Here is a 16885-nt window from a genome sequence, read left to right as displayed (position 1 = left end):
CGATGGGAGAGTGGGGGCGTGGGTGACTTCTCCGAGGCGTGGGCCCGCACGCTGGCCGACTACGAGCGGCACCTGTGCGAGGAGCGCGACCTGTCGGAGCACACGATCCGCGCCTACCTGACCGACCTGGCGAGCCTGGCCGAGCACGCGACGCTCCTGCACGTGGCCGATCCGGCCGACCTCACGATCCGCACGCTGCGCAGCTGGTTGGCGAACCTGCAGACCCGCGGTCGCGCGCGCACCACGATGGCCCGGCGCTCGACGGCTGCGCGGGTCTTCACCGCCTGGCTGGAGCGCACCGGTCGCGCGACGCGTGACGCCGGGGCGCTGCTGGCCGCGCCGAAGGCCCACCGCACGCTGCCCCCGGCGCTGAACCAGGTCGACATGCGCGGCGTGGTGGAGGCGATCGTCGAGTCCATCGAGGACGACGGCCCGACCGGCCTGCGCGACCTCGCGATCATCGAGATGCTGTGGGCGACCGGAGTCCGGGTGGGCGAGCTGGTGGGCGCTGACATCGACGACCTCGATGCCTCGCGTCGGGTGCTGCGGGTGCTGGGCAAGGGCTCCAAGGAGCGCATGGTCCCGTACGGGGTGCCGGCCGCCGACGCTCTGACCGCGTGGCTGGAGCGCGGGCGGCCCGCGCTCGCCGTGGCCGGAAGCGGGCCCGCGCTCTTCCTCGGCGCCCGGGGCGGACGGATCGACGCGCGCGTCGTGCGCCGCATCGTGCACGAGCGCGTCGCGGCCGTGCCCGACGCGCCCGACGTCGGCCCGCACGGCCTGCGCCACACGGCGGCCACCCACCTGCTCGAGGGAGGAGCCGACCTGCGGTCCGTGCAGGAGCTGCTCGGACACGCCTCGATGGGGACGACGCAGATCTACACCCACGTGAGCGCCGACCGCCTGCGCGCCGCGTTCACCCAGGCGCATCCCCGCGCCTGATCCTCACCGGGACGTGCCCAGTGGGTCGACCGGCCGTCCGTCGACGAGGCGCATGAAGTGCAGGTGGCACCCGGTCGAGCTGCCGGTCGAGCCGACCCGCCCCACGACGGTGCCCCCGCCCACCTGCTCCCCGACGCGCACCGCGAGGGACGAGAGGTGCGAGTAGGAGGTGGCCGTGCCGCCCGCGTGCCGGATCTCGACCTGCAGTCCGTAGGCGCCGTTCGACGAGGAGCGGTCGACCCGCCCGGGGCCCGCGGCCGGGACGGCGGTGCCACAGGGGGCGCCGATGTCCACGCCGTCATGGAGCTTGCGGACGCCCGTCAGCGGATGGACCCGCATCCCGTAGGCGGAGGTCACCGGGCCGTCGAGCGGGAGGTCGCCGCCGACGAGGTCCGGTGGCTCGGGTGGCGCCCCGTCCGGGTCGATGAGCCGGTAGGAGCCCGACGTCGCCAGCAGGTCGGCCGGGTCGAGGTACTGCTCGCCCCGCAGGCGTCCGAGGTTCAGACAGGTGCGCCGGCACGACGGGTGGCGGCCCAGCAGCCGGCCCAGCGGCTGGCCGGCCGTCACGGCGTCACCGACGCGGACAGCGGGGGAGACCGGTTGGTAGGTGGACCGCTCGTCGCCGTGGGTCACGGTGATCGTCCAGACCCCGGCCACCCGGCCGGCGAACGTGACGCGCCCGGCGGCCACGGCGCGCACGGTCTGCCCGGTCCGGCCCGGGATGTCGATGCCGCGGTGTCCGGCTCCGTAGTCCGACGCGGGCGGATCGAAGGGCCGGTCGATCCGGTGGTCGCCGAGCGGCCACTGCCACGGCGACGCGTGCGCAGGGGCCGCAGCCGCCAGGGCGAGCAGGGGAAACACGAGCAGGAGGAGGCGGCGCATGACCCGAGCCAAGCGCGGGGGAGCGGCCGCCGGAACCCGCTCGCCGACGCCTGTGGACGCGTCGATCACGGCGGTTCGGGGTGTGGACGCCCCGCGCTTCGCCCTCCGCTGGTGCCGATTTCCTCGGGACGAGGAGGGTGCACTAGACTTGACCCATCTGCCTTCCGGGGCGGAAATTCGCGTGTCCTCCTCCCGTGACGTGAGAACCGAACGGGGCGCGGCCCGGGTCCCGATGTTCATCGGGTGGCCCGCGTGGGACACCAGGGCATCGTCGACCGGCGATGCGTCAACTTGGTTTGAAAGGAAGTACGGCCATGGCCGTCGTCACCATGCGTCAGCTGCTCGAGAGCGGCGTTCACTTCGGGCACCAGACCCGTCGTTGGAACCCCAAGATGAAGCGATTCATCATGACCGAGCGCAACGGCATCTACATCATCGATCTGCAGCAGTCGCTGTCCTACATCGACTCGGCGTACGAGTTCGTCAAGAGCACCGTCGCCCGCGGCGGCACGATCCTGTTCGTCGGCACCAAGCGCCAGGCGCAGGAGCCCGTCGAGGAGCAGGCCAAGCGCGTGGGCATGCCCTACGTCAACCAGCGCTGGCTCGGCGGCATGCTGACCAACTACCAGACGATGTCGCAGCGTCTGCAGCGCATGAAGGAGCTCGAGGAGGTCGACTTCGACGACGTCGCGGGCTCCAACCGCACGAAGAAGGAACTCCTTCAGATGCGTCGCGAGTACATCAAGCTCAACCGCACCCTGGGCGGCATCCGCGACATGGGCCGCGTGCCCAACGCCGTGTGGATCGTCGACACCAAGAAGGAGCACCTCGCGGTCGACGAGGCCAAGAAGCTGAACATCCCGATCGTCGCGATCCTCGACACCAACTGCGATCCCGATGACGTCGACTACCCGATCCCGGGCAACGACGACGCGATCCGCTCGGTCGGCCTGCTGACGCGCGTCATCGCCGACGCCGTGGCCGACGGCCTCATGTCGCGTGGTGGCGCCAAGACCGGTGAGGAGACCCCGGGCCAGGAGCTCGGCGCCGAGGAGCCGCTGGCCGACTGGGAGAAGGAGCTGCTCGCTTCGAAGGCCGCTGAGGCCCCCGCCGCCGACGCCGCCGAGGCGCCTGCTGCCGAGGCGCCTGCTGCCGAGGCCCCCGCTGCCGAGGCCCCCGCGGCTGACGCTGCCGAGGCTCCCGCTGCCGAGGCTCCTGCTGCCGAGGCCCCCGCGGCCGACGCCCCGGCCGAGACGCCCGCCGAGTCCTGAGCCGTCCCTGATCATCTGCCGGCCCGACGTGACCCGTCGGGCCGGCGTCACCAGAACAGAGGTTGAAACATGGCAATCACCGCTGCCGATGTGAAGAAGCTCCGCGACGCCACGGGCGCCGGGATGATGGACGCCAAGAAGGCCCTCACCGAGGCCGAGGGTGACTTCGACAAGGCCGTCGAGATCCTGCGGATCTCGGGTGCCGCCAAGGCCGCCAAGCGCGGCGCCGAGCGCGAGGCCTCCTCGGGCCTCGTCGCCAACTCGGGCTCGGCTCTCGTCGAGCTCAACTCCGAGACGGACTTCGTCGCCAAGAACGACCAGTTCATCGCCCTGGCCGAGCGCCTGGCTGCCGCGGCCGATGCCGCCAAGCCGGCGGACGCCGCGGAGTTCGCCAACGTGACGCTCGACGACGGCAAGACGGTCGCCGAGACGATCAGCGCCCTGGCCGCCGTCATCGGCGAGAAGCTCGAGCTCGGTCGCGTCAGCGCCCGTTCGGGCCAGGTCGCCACGTACATGCACCGTCGCGCCAGCGACCTGCCGCCGGCTGTCGGCGTGCTCGTCGAGTACGAGGGTGACAACGAGGACGCCGCTCGCGGCATCGCGATGCAGATCGCGGCGATGCGCCCGCGCTGGCTGACCCGCGAGGACGTGCCCGCCGAGACCGTCGCCAAGGAGCGCGAGATCGCCGAGGCCACGGCCAAGGAGGAGGGCAAGCCCGAGCAGGCTCTGCCCAAGATCGTCGAGGGTCGCGTCAACGGGTTCTTCAAGGAGAACGTGCTGCTGGACCAGGCGAGCGTCACCGACAACAAGAAGACGGTCAAGGCCGTCGCGGATGAGGCCGGCATCACCGTCAAGGGCTTCAGCCACATCGAGGTCGGCGCCTGAGCCGCACCTGATCGACGAGGGCCCCGTGGAGCGATCCACGGGGCCCTCGTGCATTTCCCCGGCGTCTCGGCAGTCACTCCCGCACGAGGCGCCGAAGTCGACGCTGGGTGCACCGGCGGGGACGCCATCGGATAATCTGGTGCCCATGGCTCGCCGCGTTCTTCTCAAGCTTTCCGGTGAGGTCTTCGGTGGAGGAGCGACGGGCATCGATCCCGACGTGGTCAACGACGCCGCCGAGCAGGTCGCCCAGGCGGTCCGCGAGGGCGTCCAGGTCGCGATCGTCGTCGGCGGCGGCAACTTCTTCCGCGGGGCCGAGCTCAGCCAGCGTGGCATGGAGCGCGCCCGCGCCGACTACATCGGCATGCTGGGCACCGTCATGAACGCGCTCGCGCTGCAGGACTTCATCGAGAAGCAGGGCGTCGAGACGCGCGTCCAGTCCGCGATCGCCATGGCCCAGGTCGCCGAGCCGTACATCCCGCGCCGGGCCATCCGGCACATGGAGAAGGGCCGCGTCGTGATCTTCGGCGCCGGCGCCGGCATGCCGTACTTCTCGACCGACACCGTCTCTGCCCAGCGCGCCCTGGAGATCAAGGCCGACGTCGTGCTGATGAGCAAGAACGGCGTCGACGGGGTCTACGACTCCGACCCCCGCAGCAACCCCGAGGCCCAGCGCTTCGACTCCATCACCTTCAACGAAGCCCTCCAGCGCAACCTGCAGGTGGTCGACGCGGCCGCCTTCGCGCTGTGCATGGAGAACGAACTGCCCATGATGGTGTTCAACATGAACGACGAGGGTGCGGTGACCCGTGCCCTGCGTGGTGAGATGATCGGAACACTCGTCCATGCGTGAGCGTGGACACCCGACGATGCAACGGAGCATGACGTGATCGACGAGACACTGCGCGATGCCGAGACCCGGATGAAGAAGGCGGTCGAGCACACTCGCGACGAGTTCGAGGGTATCCGGACCGGCCGCGCCCACCCGGCGATGTTCGCCCAGATCACCGCGGACTACTACGGCACGCCCACGCCGCTGCAGCAGCTGGCCAGCTTCCAGGTCCCGGAGGCGCGCACCGTGATCATCGCGCCCTACGACCTGGGCGCGAAGTCCGCCATCGAGAAGGCCATCCGCGACTCCGACCTGGGTGTGAACCCGTCCGACGACGGCAAGGTGCTGCGCGTGACGCTGCCCGAGCTGACGCAGGAGCGCCGCAAGGAGTACATCAAGCTGGCGCGCTCGAAGGCCGAGGACGGCCGCATCGCCGTGCGCGGTGTGCGTCGCAGCGCCAAGCAGGCTCTCGACAAGGCCGAGAAGGACTCCGAGATCAGCAAGGACGACGTCACCGGCGCCGAGAAGCGTCTCGACGCGCTGACGAAGAAGCACGTCGACATCATCGACGAGGCCCTGAAGTCCAAGGAAGCAGAGCTCCTTGACGTCTGACGTCCCGACACCGGATCCGGCCGCTCAGAAGAAGACCGGCCGGGCCGGACGGGACCTGCCGGCCGCCATCGCCGTCGGCGTCAGCCTCGTCGTCGTCGTGTTGTTGTCGTTGTTCCTGGTCAAGGACCTGTTCGGCATCGTCGTCATCGTGGCGCTGGTCGTCGCGGCGTTCGAGATCTCGCGGGCGTTCGCCACGGCGGGCATCCGTGTGCCGCTGCCGCCCGTGCTGGCCGGTGGCATCACGATGCTCGTCGTCGGCTACTACTTCGAGATGGACGTCGCCGCCGCGGTGATGGCGCTGACCGTCATCGCGACGATGGCCTGGCGCCTGCGCTCCGGCAGCGAGGGCTTCGTCCGCGACGCGACCGCGGGCATCTTCCTGCTGTCGTACCTGTTCCTCATGGGCACGTTCGTCCTGCGGATGCTGACCGCCGACGACGGCGCCTGGCGGGTCGTGGCGTTCATCCTGGTCACGATCGCCTCCGACATCGGCGGCTACGCGGCCGGCGTCCTCTTCGGCAAGCACCCGATGGCTCCGACCATCTCGCCGAAGAAGTCCTGGGAGGGCTTCGCCGGGTCCATGGTGGCCAGCGTCGTCGCGGGCATCCTGATCGTCGTCTACGCGCTCGAGGGACCGTGGTGGGCCGGTCTGGTGCTGGGCATCGCGGGTGTCTGCTTCGCGACCCTGGGGGACCTGTGCGAGTCGCTCATCAAGCGCGACATCGGCATCAAGGACATGGGCGACCTGCTCCCCGGCCACGGCGGACTCATGGACCGGCTCGACTCGCTCATCGCCGTCGCGCCCGTCGCGTACCTGGTGATGTACCTGCTGGTCTGAGGCCATGACCGTCCTGCGCGACTACGCCGCCTCGGTGATCCAGCCGACGCTGGGCCAGTCGGCCGCCCCCTACGACGAGGTCGCCAGTCCCGACGGCACGCTGCGTGCCGCCTGGAAGCGACTGGCGGCCGAGGCCGTCGACGTGACCCTGCCGGAGCTCACCCGGGCCGGCGACGAGATCGCTCGGCTGCTGTCGGACGAGGGCGTCGTCTACACGCCGCTGGGCGGCGAGCAGCGGTCCTGGCGACTCGATCCCGTTCCGCTGGTCATCGCGGCCGACGAGTGGGCGACGCTCGAGAAGGGCCTGGCCCAGCGCGCCGAGCTGCTCAACGCGATCCTCGTCGACCTCTACGGCCCGCAGGAGCTGCTCTCGCGCGGGACGCTGCCGCCCGCCGTCGTCTTCGGTCACAGCGGCTTCCTGCGCTCCGTCGCGCGGGCGACGGCGGGACACCAGCGTCAGCTCGTGATCACCGGCACCGACCTGGGCCGGACACCGGCGGGGGAGTGGCAGGTCCTCGCTGACCGTGCGCAGGCGCCGTCGGGAATCGGCTTCGCGATGGAGAACCGCCGCGTGCTCTCGCGCGTGCTGCCGGTCGCGTACCGCGAGGCCGGGTTGCACCGGCTGGCCCCGTTCTTCCAGGTGCTGCGCGTGTCGCTCATGCAGGCCGCGCCCTCGACGGTCGAGAACCCGCGCGTCGTCGTCCTGTCGCCCGGGCCCACGTCCGAGACGGCCTACGACCAGGCCTTCATCGCCTCGACCCTCGGCTTCCCGCTGGTCGAGGGGACGGACCTCGTGGCCCGCGACGGCGCGGTCTGGATGCGGGTGCTGGGCCGGCTGGAGCGTGTCGACGTGATCCTGCGTCGTGTGGACGCGGAGTGGAGCGACCCGCTGGAGCTGCGCGGCGAGTCCCAGCTGGGCGTCACCGGCCTGACCGAGGCGGTGCGCCGGGGGACGGTGACCGTCATCAACGGCCTCGGCTCGGGAGTCGTCGAGAACGCGGCCCTGCTGCCGTTCATGTCCGAGATGTGCGAGCAGCTGCTCGACGAGCCGTTGCGCCTGCCCGGCGTCCCGACTGTGTGGGCGGGCACTCCGGAGGGTCGCGACCAGCTGCTGGACCGGCTCGACGAGCTGGCCGTCCGGCGGATCGACCCGCCGTTCGACGTCGAGCCGCTGTCGCGCGAGCGCCTGGTCGAGGCCATCGTGGCCGAGCCGTATCGCTACGTGGGCCAGGAGCGCGTGGGCGTCTCCGTCTCGCCGACGCTCGACCAGGGGCGCCTCGAGCCCCATGCGCTGACCCTGCGCGCCTTCACGCTGCGCCACGGCTCCAGCTACCGGCCGATGATCGGCGGGCTCGCCACGGCGGCCCCGGTCGGCACGTCCGCGGATCAGATCGAGGTCAGCAAGGACGTGTGGGTGCTGAAGGGCTCGCCCGACGAGCCCGACCAGGGCCTCGCGGACGTCCTGCCGGTCACGCACGCCCGCGCGCCCGTCACCCCCGTGCCGCGCGTGCTCGACGACCTGTTCTGGCTGGGCCGCTACGCCGAGCGCGTCGAGGACCTGCTGCGCCTCGCGATCGCCACGCACGAACTGGCCGAGGACTTCCAGGGCCGCCCGCACTCCAGCGGCGGACGCACCCTGGCCGTCGTCGCCGGGGTGATGCGGTCGCTGAGCCCGTCCTCGTTCGACCCCGCCAACTTCGAGGGAGACCTCAGGTCCCTGCTGCTGGACGCCCAGCGATCGGGATCGGTCGGCCAGACGGTCATGCGGCTCAAGGAGATCGCCCAGAGCGTGCGCGACCAGGTCTCGCCGGACCTCTTCCGCGTCTTCGGCGCGATGGATCGCGCCCGGGCACTGCTCGAGACGAACCCGCACGGATGGCAGATCGGCGAGAGCGCCGGCCGGATGCTCACCGACATCCTCGCCCTGCACGGCGTGACCGGGAACATGGTCCGCGACGAGGGCTGGCACCTCATGGAGATCGGCCGCGGCATCGAGCGCAGCCTCCAGCTGTGTCGCCTCATCGGCCCGACGCTGTCGGTGCGCCGCGGCCTCGACGTCGACCGCGAGGTCCACCACGCCGTGCTGCAGATCGCCGAGAGTGCCGTCACGCATCGGCGCCGTCACCGTGGCGTCGTGCGCGCCGCGTCCGTGCTGGACCTGCTGCTCCTGGACGAGACGAACCCGCGCTCGCTGCGCTTCAACCTGCTGGCCATCGACGCATCCCTGGCCACGCTGCCCGACTCGAGCGGCTCGACCCGACCCGAGCGGCTGGTCGACGATCTCCTGGCCGAGCTGGACCGGCTCGACATCGGCGCGCTGATGGCGCTGGACGGCGAGACCCGGCCCAACTTCGTGAGGTTCGCCCAGTCGACGGCGCAGCACCTCATGCGGCTCTCGGACGCCGTCGCCGAGGTGCACTTCGCCACCGGCCCCACGCCGCGGTCCCTGGGCTTCTCGACGGGCGGGACGGACGCATGAGGTACCGCGTGTGGCACCGGACCACCTACACGTACGACGAGAACGTGTCGAACAGCTACGGCATCGCGTACGTGGTGCCGCGCAGCTCGGCGTACCAGCAGGTCGAGTCGGTCGACGTGCGGATCGAGCCCACGCCCGCCGACACGAGCCGCAGCACCGACTACTACGGCAACACCGTCACGTACTTCCAGGTGACCAGCCCGCACCGCACCCTCGTGGTCGACGCCACGAGCGAGGTCGACGTCAGCCTCCCGGTCCACAGTCCGGCCGCCCTGGCCGCACCGTGGGAGCACGCACGCCCGGCCGAACGGCCCGACGTCGATCAGGCCTGGCGAGCCGTCGACCTCAGCCTGCCGTCGACCCTCGTCGACCAGACCGAGCAGGCCCGGGACTACGCCGCGGCGTCGCTCCTCCCGGGGCGGCCCGTCGGTGAGGCGGTCACCGACCTGATGCACCGGATCCACGCAGACTTCACGTACGACAAGAACGCGACCACGGTCACCAGCCGGATCGACGACGTCTTCGCCCAGCGCGCCGGGGTGTGCCAGGACTTCGCCCATCTGACGCTGGCCTGCCTGCGCTCGCACGGGCTGGCCGTCGGGTACGTCAGTGGCTACCTGGCCACGACACCGCCTCCGGGGCGCGAGCGGATCGTCGGTGCCGACGCCTCGCACGCCTGGGCGGCCGTGTGGCTGCCGGACGGCACGTGGCTGGCGCTCGACCCCACGAACGACCAGTGGGTCAACGACCGGTACGTCACGGTGGCGTGGGGTCGGGACTACAAGGACGTGCCGCCGGTCAAGGGCATCATCTACACCGACGCGAAGTCCTCCACCCTCGACGTCCAGGTCGACGTCGCGCCGCTGGTGTGATCTACGCCCCCGGACTGGCAGACGCCGTCGGGGACCGCGAAGGTGGGGGCGTGCGTGCATTCGAGTGTCGTCATTGTGGCAATGCCCTCTACTTCGAGAACACCACGTGTGTCTCGTGCGGGTCGACCCTCGGGTTCTCCCGCGAGGAGAAGGCGATCGTCCCGGTCGACGACGACGGGCGCTACGTCGACGCCGAGGGCCGCGAGTGGTGGCTGTGCCGCAACCGCGAGCTGGCGGCGTGCACCTGGCTCACGCCGGTCCAGGGCACGCTGTGCTTCAACTGCGCGCTGACCCGTACCCGTCCGGCCGACTCGGACGCCGCGGGGATGAAGGCGTTTCCCGCGGCCGAGTCGGCGAAGCGACGCCTCATCGTCGAGCTCGACGCCCTCGAGCTGCCGATCGTCACGCGCGCCCAGGATCCCGAGGCCGGGCTGGCGTTCGACCTGCTCTCCAGCGCCAACGTGCCGGTCACGACGGGACACCAGAACGGCATCGTCACGATCGACCTGGCCGAGGGCGACAGCGTGCACCGCGAACGCCTGCGCCGTGATCTCGCCGAGCCGTACCGCACGCTGTTGGGCCACTTCCGTCACGAGACCGGCCACTACTACGAGGCGCTGCTGGTCCGCGGTGAGCGGTTGAGCCGGGCACGCGAGCTGTTCGGCGACGAGCGGCAGGACTACGGCGAGGCGCTCGACCGGCACTACGCCGCCGGGCCGCCGCCGGGCTGGCGTGACCGCTACATCAGCGCCTACGCCACGATGCATCCCTTCGAGGACTTCGCCGAGACGTTCGCGCACTTCCTGCACATCGCCGACACGATCGACACCGCCCAGTCGCTCGGCCTGACCACGGTCGACGCCAGCGCGTTCCGGTCGTTCCGCGACCTCGTCGCCGGGGTCTGGATCCCGCTGTCGGTCGCGCTCAACCAGATCAACCGCTCGATGGGCAAGGAGCCGCTGTACCCGTTCGTGATCGCGGCGCCCGTGCTCGAGAAGCTCGAGTTCGTCGCGTCCCTGTCGCCGCGGTACCACGTCGCCTGATCGCGGATTCGTCCTGAGTGGGGGCGGTCTGGGAGACTGGAGTCATGGCGAACGAGGTCGATGTGGCGGAAGTCAACCCCAAGCCGCTGCCTCTCGTGATGGCGCCGCCCCGGGGGCGTGGCAAGCCGCCTCGGCACCTGGCGGACCTCTCGGGGGACGAGCGCAAGGCCGCCGCCGAGGAGCTGGGTCTCAAGCCGTTCCGGGTCAAGCAGGTCGCGCACCACTATTTCGCGCGCTTCGAGCGCGATCCCGAGCAGATGACCGACCTGCCGGCGAAGGAGCGCGACGCGATCGTGGGCGCCCTGCTGCCGCCGCTGCTGAACCAGGTGCGCGTGCTCGAGGCCGACAAGGGCACGACCCGCAAGACGCTGTGGCGTCTGTTCGACAACGCGCTGGTCGAGTCCGTCCTGATGCGCTACCCCGACCGCGCCACGATCTGCGTCTCGAGCCAGGCCGGCTGCGGCATGGCCTGCCCCTTCTGCGCCACGGGCCAGGGCGGCCTGCAGCGCAACATGAGCACGGCCGAGATCATGGACCAGGTCGTCGACGCCGCCCACCAGATGGCCTCCGGTGCCGTCCCCGGCGGCCCCGGCCGCCTCTCGAACGTCGTGTTCATGGGCATGGGCGAGCCGATGGCCAACTACAAGGCCGTGATCGGCGCCGTCCGCCGCATGGTCGCGCCCGCCCCCGACGGCCTGGGCCTGAGTGCGCGCAACATCACGGTGTCGACCGTCGGTCTGGTCCCGCGGATGCTCCAGCTCGCGGAGGAGGGCATCCCGGTGACCCTCGCGCTGAGCCTGCACGCGCCGGACGACGAGCTGCGCAACGAGCTGGTCCCGATCAACAACCGCTCGAGCGTCGCCGAGACCGTCGCCGCGGCGTGGAACTACGCGAAGACCACGAAGCGCCGCGTCTCGATCGAGTACGCGATGATGCGCGACATCAACGACCAGGCCTGGCGTGCCGACCTGCTGGGCGACGTGCTGAACTCCTACGGCGACTGGGGCTGGGTCCACGTCAACCTGATCCCGCTGAACCCCACGCCCGGCTCGATGTGGACCGCCTCGCGCCGCGAGGACGAGCGCGAGTTCGTCCGCCGGCTCGAGGCCAAGGGCATCCCGACGACGGTCCGCGACACCCGCGGCTCCGACATCGACGGCGCCTGCGGCCAGCTCGCCGCCGCCGAGTAGTACCGGCCACATCCCGCGGAACTTTTGGAACGCGTTTCACCCTTCTCCCGGCGGGAAGGGTGAAACGCGTTCCAAAAGTCGGGCAGGGGGACGGTGCGATGCCAAAAGTCGGGCGACTACAGCCGCCCGGCCTCGTGCATGGTGATCGCGACCTGCACACGGTTGCCGGCGTCGAGCTTGGTGAAGATGCGCGAGATGTGAGCCTTGACGGTGGCGACGCTCATGAACAGCTCGGCGGCGATCTCGGCGTTGGAGCGGCCCTGACCGATGGCCTGGGCGACCTCCAGCTCACGCTCGCTGAGGGTGTCGACGAGTCGTGCCGCGCCGGTGCGCCGGGTGTCGGTCGAGTCGGCGGTGACGCGGCGGATGAGGTTCTCGGTGACGGTGGGCGAGAGCATCGGCTCACCGCCGGCGACCTTCCGGATCGCGTCGACGATCTGCGGCGGGGGAGTGTCCTTCAGCAGGAAGCCCGCGGCGCCCGCGGACAGAGCCCGGACGACGTAGTCGTCCGCGTCGAACGTGGTCAGCACCAGCACCTTGGGGGCCTCGGGGGCGGCCACGATGGCCCGGGTCGCCTCGATGCCGTCCATGACCGGCATGCGCAGGTCCATGAGGACCACGTCCACCGGCTGCTCGCGGACGGCGGCCACGGCCTCGCGCCCGTCGGCGGCCTCGGCCACGACCTCCAGCGCCGCGGCGCCCCCGAGCATGAGGCTCAGGCCCGCGCGCACGAGCGGGTCGTCGTCGGTGACGAGGACGCGAATCACGCCGCCCACGGTAGCCACACCCTCAGGACGTGCCGATCGGTGGTGGTCGAGCGGTGCAACCCGCCGCCGGCCAGCTGCGCGCGCTCCGTCAGACCGATGAGGCCCAGTCCCGACTCGGGCGGCGACGCCGTGGTCCGCTGCCCCGCCGGGATCCGGTTCGTGACCTCGATCGTGAGTCCGGTCTCGGGCCCGCCGGACATCGTCAGCTCGACCCGCGTGCGCGGGGCGTGCTTGGCCGCGTTGGTGAGCCCTTCCTGGACGACGCGGTAGGCCGTGCGGCCGATCGGCGCCGGGATGGACGCGGGGTCGACCGACACGTCCACGACGAGGTTCATCCCGGCGTCGCGGAAGCGCTGGACCAGGTCGGCGATCGCCGCCGCGGTCGGCTGCGGCGGCTCCGGCTCGGCATCGCCGGCTCCCTCGCGCAGGACGCCCAGCACCTCGCGCAGCTCGACCAACGCCAGTCTCGAGCTCTGCTCGATCGTGGCCGCCGTGGCCTTGACCTCGTCGGCGGACAGGTCGTCGCGGTACGACAGCGCGCCGGCGTGCATCGTCACGATGGAGATCCGGTGGGCGAGGACGTCGTGCATCTCGCGGGCGATCTGCGCGCGCTCGGCGATCCTGGCCTGCGCGATGCGCGCCGCCTGCTCGGACTCGGCGGTCTCGGCCCGGTCGCGCAACGTGGCCAGCAGCTCGCGCCGCGACCCCGCGTACATGCCCCAGCCGACCGTGATCGCGACGATCGTCGTGAGCAGCGCGAGGTCGACCAGGATGAAATCGCGGCTTGGTGCCGTGGGGTCGGCGAAGAGGATGAAGGCCGCGCCCGACGCGAAGCCGGCGGCGCTGACCGGGAGGATCTCGCGCCAGCGTCGCCTGGTGGACAGCGAGAAGAGGGAGATCGTCGCCGGGCCGCCCGCGCTGAGGAAGAAGCCGGCCGCGATGTTCGTGGTCAGCGCGACCGCGACGGGGAACCGCCGCCGCCAGAAGATCGCGACGAAGCTCAGGACGCCGACGGCCAGGTCCAGCCAGAACCACCAGCGCGCGCGATCCCACTGGTACTCGGCCAGGGGACCCCACGCGAGGCCCGAGATGCCCAGCACCAGGGCGATCCGCCAGGTGTGGCCCCACCGCGAGATCGGGGGCGCGGGCATCGTCACCGCCTCAGGATAGGCGGGCCGGCGCCGGGACCGCCTCGAGCGTTCGGCATCGCGACCCCCTACTTTCGGCCAGCACTTCGAGCGTGTCGGTGGCTGCCGGACGTCCGTCCGATCAGGCAGGGTGGAGTCATGATCGAAGTCAAGAATCTTTCGAAGTCGTACGGCGACTTCCGGGCCGTGGACGACGTCTCGTTCGTGTGCCAGCCCGGTCGCGTCACCGGCTTCCTCGGCCCGAACGGCGCCGGCAAGTCCACCGCGATGCGGATGATCACCGGGCTGACCCGCCCCTCGGCCGGCACCGCCACCATCGGTGGCGTCGCGTACGCCGACATCCCCAACCCCGCCAGCCAGGTCGGCGTCCTGCTCGACGCCTCCGCCCAGCACGGCGGCCGCACCGGCCGGGAGGTCCTGACGATCGGCGCGATCACGATGGGCCTGCCCAGCGAGCGCGTCGACGAGATGCTCGCCCTGGTGGGCCTCACGCCCAAGGAGTCCAAGCGTCGGGTGCGCAACTACTCGCTGGGCATGCGCCAGCGCCTGGGCATCGCCCACGCGCTGCTGGGTGACCCGCAGGTGCTCATCCTCGACGAGCCCGCCAACGGCCTCGACCCGGCGGGCATCCACTGGATGCGCCAGCTGCTGCGCGAGTACGCCAACCGCGGCGGGACCGTGATGCTGTCGTCACACCTGCTGCACGAGATCCAGATCATCGCCGACGACCTCATCGTCATCGGCCACGGCCGGATCGTCTCCAGGGGCACGAAGGACGAGCTGCTCACGACCGCGGGAACGCGCGTCGTGGCACGCGACCGCGTGGCGCTCGTCCAGGCGCTCAAGACCGCCGGCCTCGAGGCCGTCGAGGCATCCGACGCGATCACCTCCACCGCGACTCCCGAGCAGGTCGGGCTCGCCGCCGCAGCCGCCGGGGTGCCGCTCATCGAGCTGCGGCAGGCCGAGGGCGCAGGCCTCGAGGCGATGTTCCTGCAGCTCACCGCCGAGGACCAGCGCGACGTCATCTCCACCGAAGGAGCTCAGGCATGAGCACGACCACCACCATCGACCTCTCCCGCCCGGCGATCCCGTTCGGCCGCGAGGTCCGCGTCGAGCTGCGCAAGATGATCGACACCCGCGGCGGTGTCTGGCTGTTCGCCCTGACGGGGATCTTCATCCTCCTGGCGATGGGGCTCACCCTGCTGGTGTTGGGCCTCAACTCCGACAGCACCATCACCGCCGGCGGATTCGCCGAGGTCATGGCGTTGCCGGTGTCGATCCTGCTGCCGGTCTTCGCCATCTTGATCGTCAGCAGCGAGTGGAGCCAGCGCACGCACCTGACGACCTTCACGCTCCAGCCGAACCGCACGAGGGTCGTCCTGGCGAAGTTCGTGGCCGTGTCCCTGCTGGCGCTGGCGACCATGGTGATCGCGATCGCGTTCGGCGTGCTGGGCAACGTCCTCTACGGCGTCATCACGCCCAACGAGGTCGTCTGGAATGTGCCCGTCAGCGACCTGGCGTGGACCGTCTTCCAGCAGCTGCTGTTCTTCTGGATGGCGTTCGCGCTGGCCCTGCTGCTGCTCAACACCCCGGCGGCGATCGCGGTGTTCTACGTGGCCGCGCTCATCCTGCCGTTCATGGTCTACCCGGTCCTGCTGGCGCTGTTCGGCTGGGCGCGGGACCTGCTGCCGTGGATCCAGATCGACTACGCCGTGATGATGGTGCGTGAGGGGACGACGTTCCTCGGCGACCCCATCGACGTGGGTCCGATCGACTACCTGCGGATGGCCGTCACGATCGTCCTGTGGATCGTCATCCCCGGCACGCTCGGCTTCCTGCGGGTGCGGAGCACCGAGGTCAAGTGAGGCATCGCCGTCCGCGCGGTGGTCGGTCGCTAGGTTGGATCGCATGTCCGACCTGCTGACCACCGCGCGCGACGGCGACGTCGTGCTGCTGACGCTGCGGCGACCTGATCGACGCAACGCCCTGAACCTGGAGCTGTGCCAGGCGCTGCACGCGGCCGCGGCCGACGCCGTGGAGTCCGGCGCCCGGGCCATCGTGGTGACGGGGGAGGGCACCGCGTTCTGCGCGGGCGCCGACCTCGACGGCGTCTACGGCGACGCGTTCATCACGGCGCTCTACGAGATGCTCCACGGGCTGACCCGACTGCCGGTGCCCGTCATCGCGGCGGTCAACGGGCCGGCGATCGGCGCGGGCACCCAGCTCGCCATCGCGTGCGACCTGCGGGTCGTGGACGAGCGGGCGCGCTTCGCCGTCCCCACCGCGCGCAACGGCATGGCCGTGGACGCGTGGACCATCCGCACCCTCGCCGAGCTCGCCGGCAGCGGCCGGGCCCGTCGCGTCATGCTGGCGGCCGACACGATCGACCGCGACGAGGCCCTGTCCTGCGGTCTCGCCGACCGCCCTGGCACGCTCGACGACGCGATCGCCTGGGCGCACGAGATCGCCCGCCTGGCGCCGCTCACACTGGCCCACAACAAGCTCGTGCTCAACGGCACGACCGCCGACGACGAGCGGATCGCACAGAGCTTCGCCGACGTCTGGGCCAGCGAGGACGTTAAGGAAGCTGCCACCGCCCGCGCCGAGAAGCGCGAGCCGATCTTCAGGGGACACTGATGGCACGACCGCAGAGCATCGCCTTCCGGGCGCTGGACCTCCATGTGATCCAGGGCCGCGCCGACGACTCCGCCCTGGTCACTGCCGCCGGCACGCTGTCGTACGCCCAGCTGCTGCACGAGTCGGCCTCGCTGGCCGGCGGGCTGCGTGAGCTCGGGCTGCGTGCCGGAGCGTCGGTGCACCTCGACGTGCCCGACCGTCACGTCTGGGTGGTCGGTGTGCTCGCGATCGTCCGGCTCGGCGCCGAGCCCGACCCGCAGGCGTCCTTCACGATCACCGGTGATCCGGCGGTGATCAGCGCCGGCGGCGAGGAGTACGAGCTCGACCTGGTCCTGCGCGCCGGTCGCGTCGACCCGGCCGCGGCGGCGGTCCACGACGAGGGCGACTACGGCGAGCGGATGGAGCGTCAGTACGGCGACGTACTGGCGACCCTGCTGCATGGCGGCACCCTGACCTGAGCACCTTCTCGGGCCGGGTCCGCCCCTCGGACGGC

At 71.1% G+C, this 16885-nt stretch carries 17 protein-coding genes; 14 read left to right on the top strand and 3 right to left on the bottom strand.

Going from position 1 to position 16885, the window contains the following annotated elements:
* The first annotated feature begins 18 nt into the window (after positions 1-18).
* Positions 19-939, top strand: coding sequence for a tyrosine recombinase XerC (locus NP095_RS09815; RefSeq protein ID WP_256766061.1), 921 nt, complete (start codon positions 19-21; stop codon positions 937-939).
* A 3-nt stretch (positions 940-942) separates the two neighbouring features.
* On the opposite strand, the gene NP095_RS09810 is transcribed toward NP095_RS09815, so the two are convergent.
* Positions 943-1821 carry a peptidoglycan DD-metalloendopeptidase family protein gene (locus NP095_RS09810; protein ID WP_256766060.1) on the bottom strand — a complete coding sequence of 293 codons (879 nt, stop codon included), beginning with the start codon at positions 1819-1821 and terminating at the stop codon, positions 943-945.
* A 314-nt stretch (positions 1822-2135) separates the two neighbouring features.
* Between NP095_RS09810 and rpsB the strand changes: the two genes are divergently transcribed.
* The 9 genes from rpsB (at position 2136) to rlmN (ending at position 11840) form a co-directional block, all read left to right on the top strand.
* Positions 2136-3092, top strand: a complete 957-nt coding sequence (gene rpsB, locus NP095_RS09805; protein ID WP_256766059.1) for a 30S ribosomal protein S2 — start codon at positions 2136-2138, stop codon at positions 3090-3092.
* Positions 3093-3161: 69 nt separating this feature from the next.
* On the top strand, positions 3162-3977 hold the full coding sequence (gene tsf, locus NP095_RS09800; RefSeq protein WP_256766058.1) for a translation elongation factor Ts: 816 nt from the start codon (positions 3162-3164) through the stop codon (positions 3975-3977).
* Positions 3978-4122: 145 nt separating this feature from the next.
* Entirely contained in the window at positions 4123-4827 is a 705-nt protein-coding gene (gene pyrH, locus NP095_RS09795) for a UMP kinase (protein WP_154594716.1), read from the top strand.
* Positions 4828-4896: 69 nt separating this feature from the next.
* Positions 4897-5418: a ribosome recycling factor gene (gene frr / locus NP095_RS09790; RefSeq protein ID WP_283251675.1), complete on the top strand. Its 522-nt coding sequence runs from the start codon at positions 4897-4899 to the stop codon at positions 5416-5418.
* Entirely contained in the window at positions 5408-6256 is an 849-nt protein-coding gene (locus NP095_RS09785) for a phosphatidate cytidylyltransferase (RefSeq protein ID WP_249378444.1), read from the top strand. Before frr ends, NP095_RS09785 begins: the two co-directional genes overlap by 11 nt.
* A 4-nt stretch (positions 6257-6260) precedes the next feature.
* Positions 6261-8735, top strand: coding sequence for a circularly permuted type 2 ATP-grasp protein (locus NP095_RS09780; protein ID WP_256766057.1), 2475 nt, complete (start codon positions 6261-6263; stop codon positions 8733-8735).
* The gene (locus tag NP095_RS09775; RefSeq protein WP_256766056.1) at positions 8732-9607 is read left to right on the top strand and encodes a transglutaminase family protein; all 876 of its coding nucleotides are present in this window, start codon (positions 8732-8734) and stop codon (positions 9605-9607) included. Before NP095_RS09780 ends, NP095_RS09775 begins: the two co-directional genes overlap by 4 nt.
* A gap of 50 nt (positions 9608-9657) precedes the next feature.
* Positions 9658-10650 carry a zinc-binding metallopeptidase family protein gene (locus tag NP095_RS09770; protein WP_256766055.1) on the top strand — a complete coding sequence of 331 codons (993 nt, stop codon included), beginning with the start codon at positions 9658-9660 and terminating at the stop codon, positions 10648-10650.
* A gap of 44 nt (positions 10651-10694) precedes the next feature.
* On the top strand, positions 10695-11840 hold the full coding sequence (rlmN, locus tag NP095_RS09765; protein ID WP_249378440.1) for a 23S rRNA (adenine(2503)-C(2))-methyltransferase RlmN: 1146 nt from the start codon (positions 10695-10697) through the stop codon (positions 11838-11840).
* Positions 11841-11956: 116 nt separating this feature from the next.
* On the opposite strand, the gene NP095_RS09760 is transcribed toward rlmN, so the two are convergent.
* Both NP095_RS09760 and NP095_RS09755 read right to left on the bottom strand, forming a co-directional pair.
* Positions 11957-12607 carry a response regulator transcription factor gene (locus NP095_RS09760; protein WP_256766054.1) on the bottom strand — a complete coding sequence of 217 codons (651 nt, stop codon included), beginning with the start codon at positions 12605-12607 and terminating at the stop codon, positions 11957-11959.
* Entirely contained in the window at positions 12604-13758 is a 1155-nt protein-coding gene (locus NP095_RS09755) for a sensor histidine kinase (protein ID WP_256766144.1), read from the bottom strand. The genes NP095_RS09760 and NP095_RS09755 overlap by 4 nt, the downstream gene beginning before the upstream one ends.
* Before the next feature lie 135 nt (positions 13759-13893).
* Between NP095_RS09755 and NP095_RS09750 the strand changes: the two genes are divergently transcribed.
* From NP095_RS09750 to NP095_RS09735, 4 genes are read left to right on the top strand one after another with little or no spacing between them, the layout of a single operon-like run.
* Positions 13894-14805, top strand: a complete 912-nt coding sequence (locus tag NP095_RS09750; protein WP_256766053.1) for an ABC transporter ATP-binding protein — start codon at positions 13894-13896, stop codon at positions 14803-14805.
* On the top strand, positions 14802-15620 hold the full coding sequence (locus NP095_RS09745) for an ABC transporter permease (protein WP_256766052.1): 819 nt from the start codon (positions 14802-14804) through the stop codon (positions 15618-15620). Before NP095_RS09750 ends, NP095_RS09745 begins: the two co-directional genes overlap by 4 nt.
* Before the next feature lie 43 nt (positions 15621-15663).
* Positions 15664-16392: an enoyl-CoA hydratase gene (locus tag NP095_RS09740; RefSeq protein ID WP_256766051.1), complete on the top strand. Its 729-nt coding sequence runs from the start codon at positions 15664-15666 to the stop codon at positions 16390-16392.
* Positions 16392-16850, top strand: coding sequence for an AMP-binding protein (locus NP095_RS09735; RefSeq protein ID WP_256766050.1), 459 nt, complete (start codon positions 16392-16394; stop codon positions 16848-16850). The genes NP095_RS09740 and NP095_RS09735 overlap by 1 nt, the downstream gene beginning before the upstream one ends.
* Positions 16851-16885: the final 35 nt, after the last annotated feature.

Source organism: Aeromicrobium duanguangcaii (assembly GCF_024508295.1).
Taxonomy (GTDB): domain Bacteria; phylum Actinomycetota; class Actinomycetes; order Propionibacteriales; family Nocardioidaceae; genus Aeromicrobium; species Aeromicrobium duanguangcaii.
This window is presented reverse-complemented; position numbering and strand designations above follow the sequence as displayed.

What these genes read in the sequence shown, in the direction of transcription:
- NP095_RS09810 (WP_256766060.1), bottom strand. Translation starts at nt 1,821, where the DNA reads ATGCGCCGCCTCCTCCTGCTCGTGTTTCCCCTGCTCGCCCTGGCGGCT.
- rpsB (WP_256766059.1), top strand. Translation starts at nt 2,136, where the DNA reads ATGGCCGTCGTCACCATGCGTCAGCTGCTCGAGAGCGGCGTTCACTTC.
- tsf (WP_256766058.1), top strand. Translation starts at nt 3,162, where the DNA reads ATGGCAATCACCGCTGCCGATGTGAAGAAGCTCCGCGACGCCACGGGC.
- pyrH (WP_154594716.1), top strand. Translation starts at nt 4,123, where the DNA reads ATGGCTCGCCGCGTTCTTCTCAAGCTTTCCGGTGAGGTCTTCGGTGGA.
- frr (WP_283251675.1), top strand. Translation starts at nt 4,897, where the DNA reads ATGAAGAAGGCGGTCGAGCACACTCGCGACGAGTTCGAGGGTATCCGG.
- NP095_RS09780 (WP_256766057.1), top strand. Translation starts at nt 6,261, where the DNA reads ATGACCGTCCTGCGCGACTACGCCGCCTCGGTGATCCAGCCGACGCTG.
- NP095_RS09775 (WP_256766056.1), top strand. Translation starts at nt 8,732, where the DNA reads ATGAGGTACCGCGTGTGGCACCGGACCACCTACACGTACGACGAGAAC.
- rlmN (WP_249378440.1), top strand. Translation starts at nt 10,695, where the DNA reads ATGGCGAACGAGGTCGATGTGGCGGAAGTCAACCCCAAGCCGCTGCCT.
- NP095_RS09755 (WP_256766144.1), bottom strand. Translation starts at nt 13,758, where the DNA reads ATGCCCGCGCCCCCGATCTCGCGGTGGGGCCACACCTGGCGGATCGCC.
- NP095_RS09750 (WP_256766053.1), top strand. Translation starts at nt 13,894, where the DNA reads ATGATCGAAGTCAAGAATCTTTCGAAGTCGTACGGCGACTTCCGGGCC.
- NP095_RS09745 (WP_256766052.1), top strand. Translation starts at nt 14,802, where the DNA reads ATGAGCACGACCACCACCATCGACCTCTCCCGCCCGGCGATCCCGTTC.
- NP095_RS09740 (WP_256766051.1), top strand. Translation starts at nt 15,664, where the DNA reads ATGTCCGACCTGCTGACCACCGCGCGCGACGGCGACGTCGTGCTGCTG.
- NP095_RS09735 (WP_256766050.1), top strand. Translation starts at nt 16,392, where the DNA reads ATGGCACGACCGCAGAGCATCGCCTTCCGGGCGCTGGACCTCCATGTG.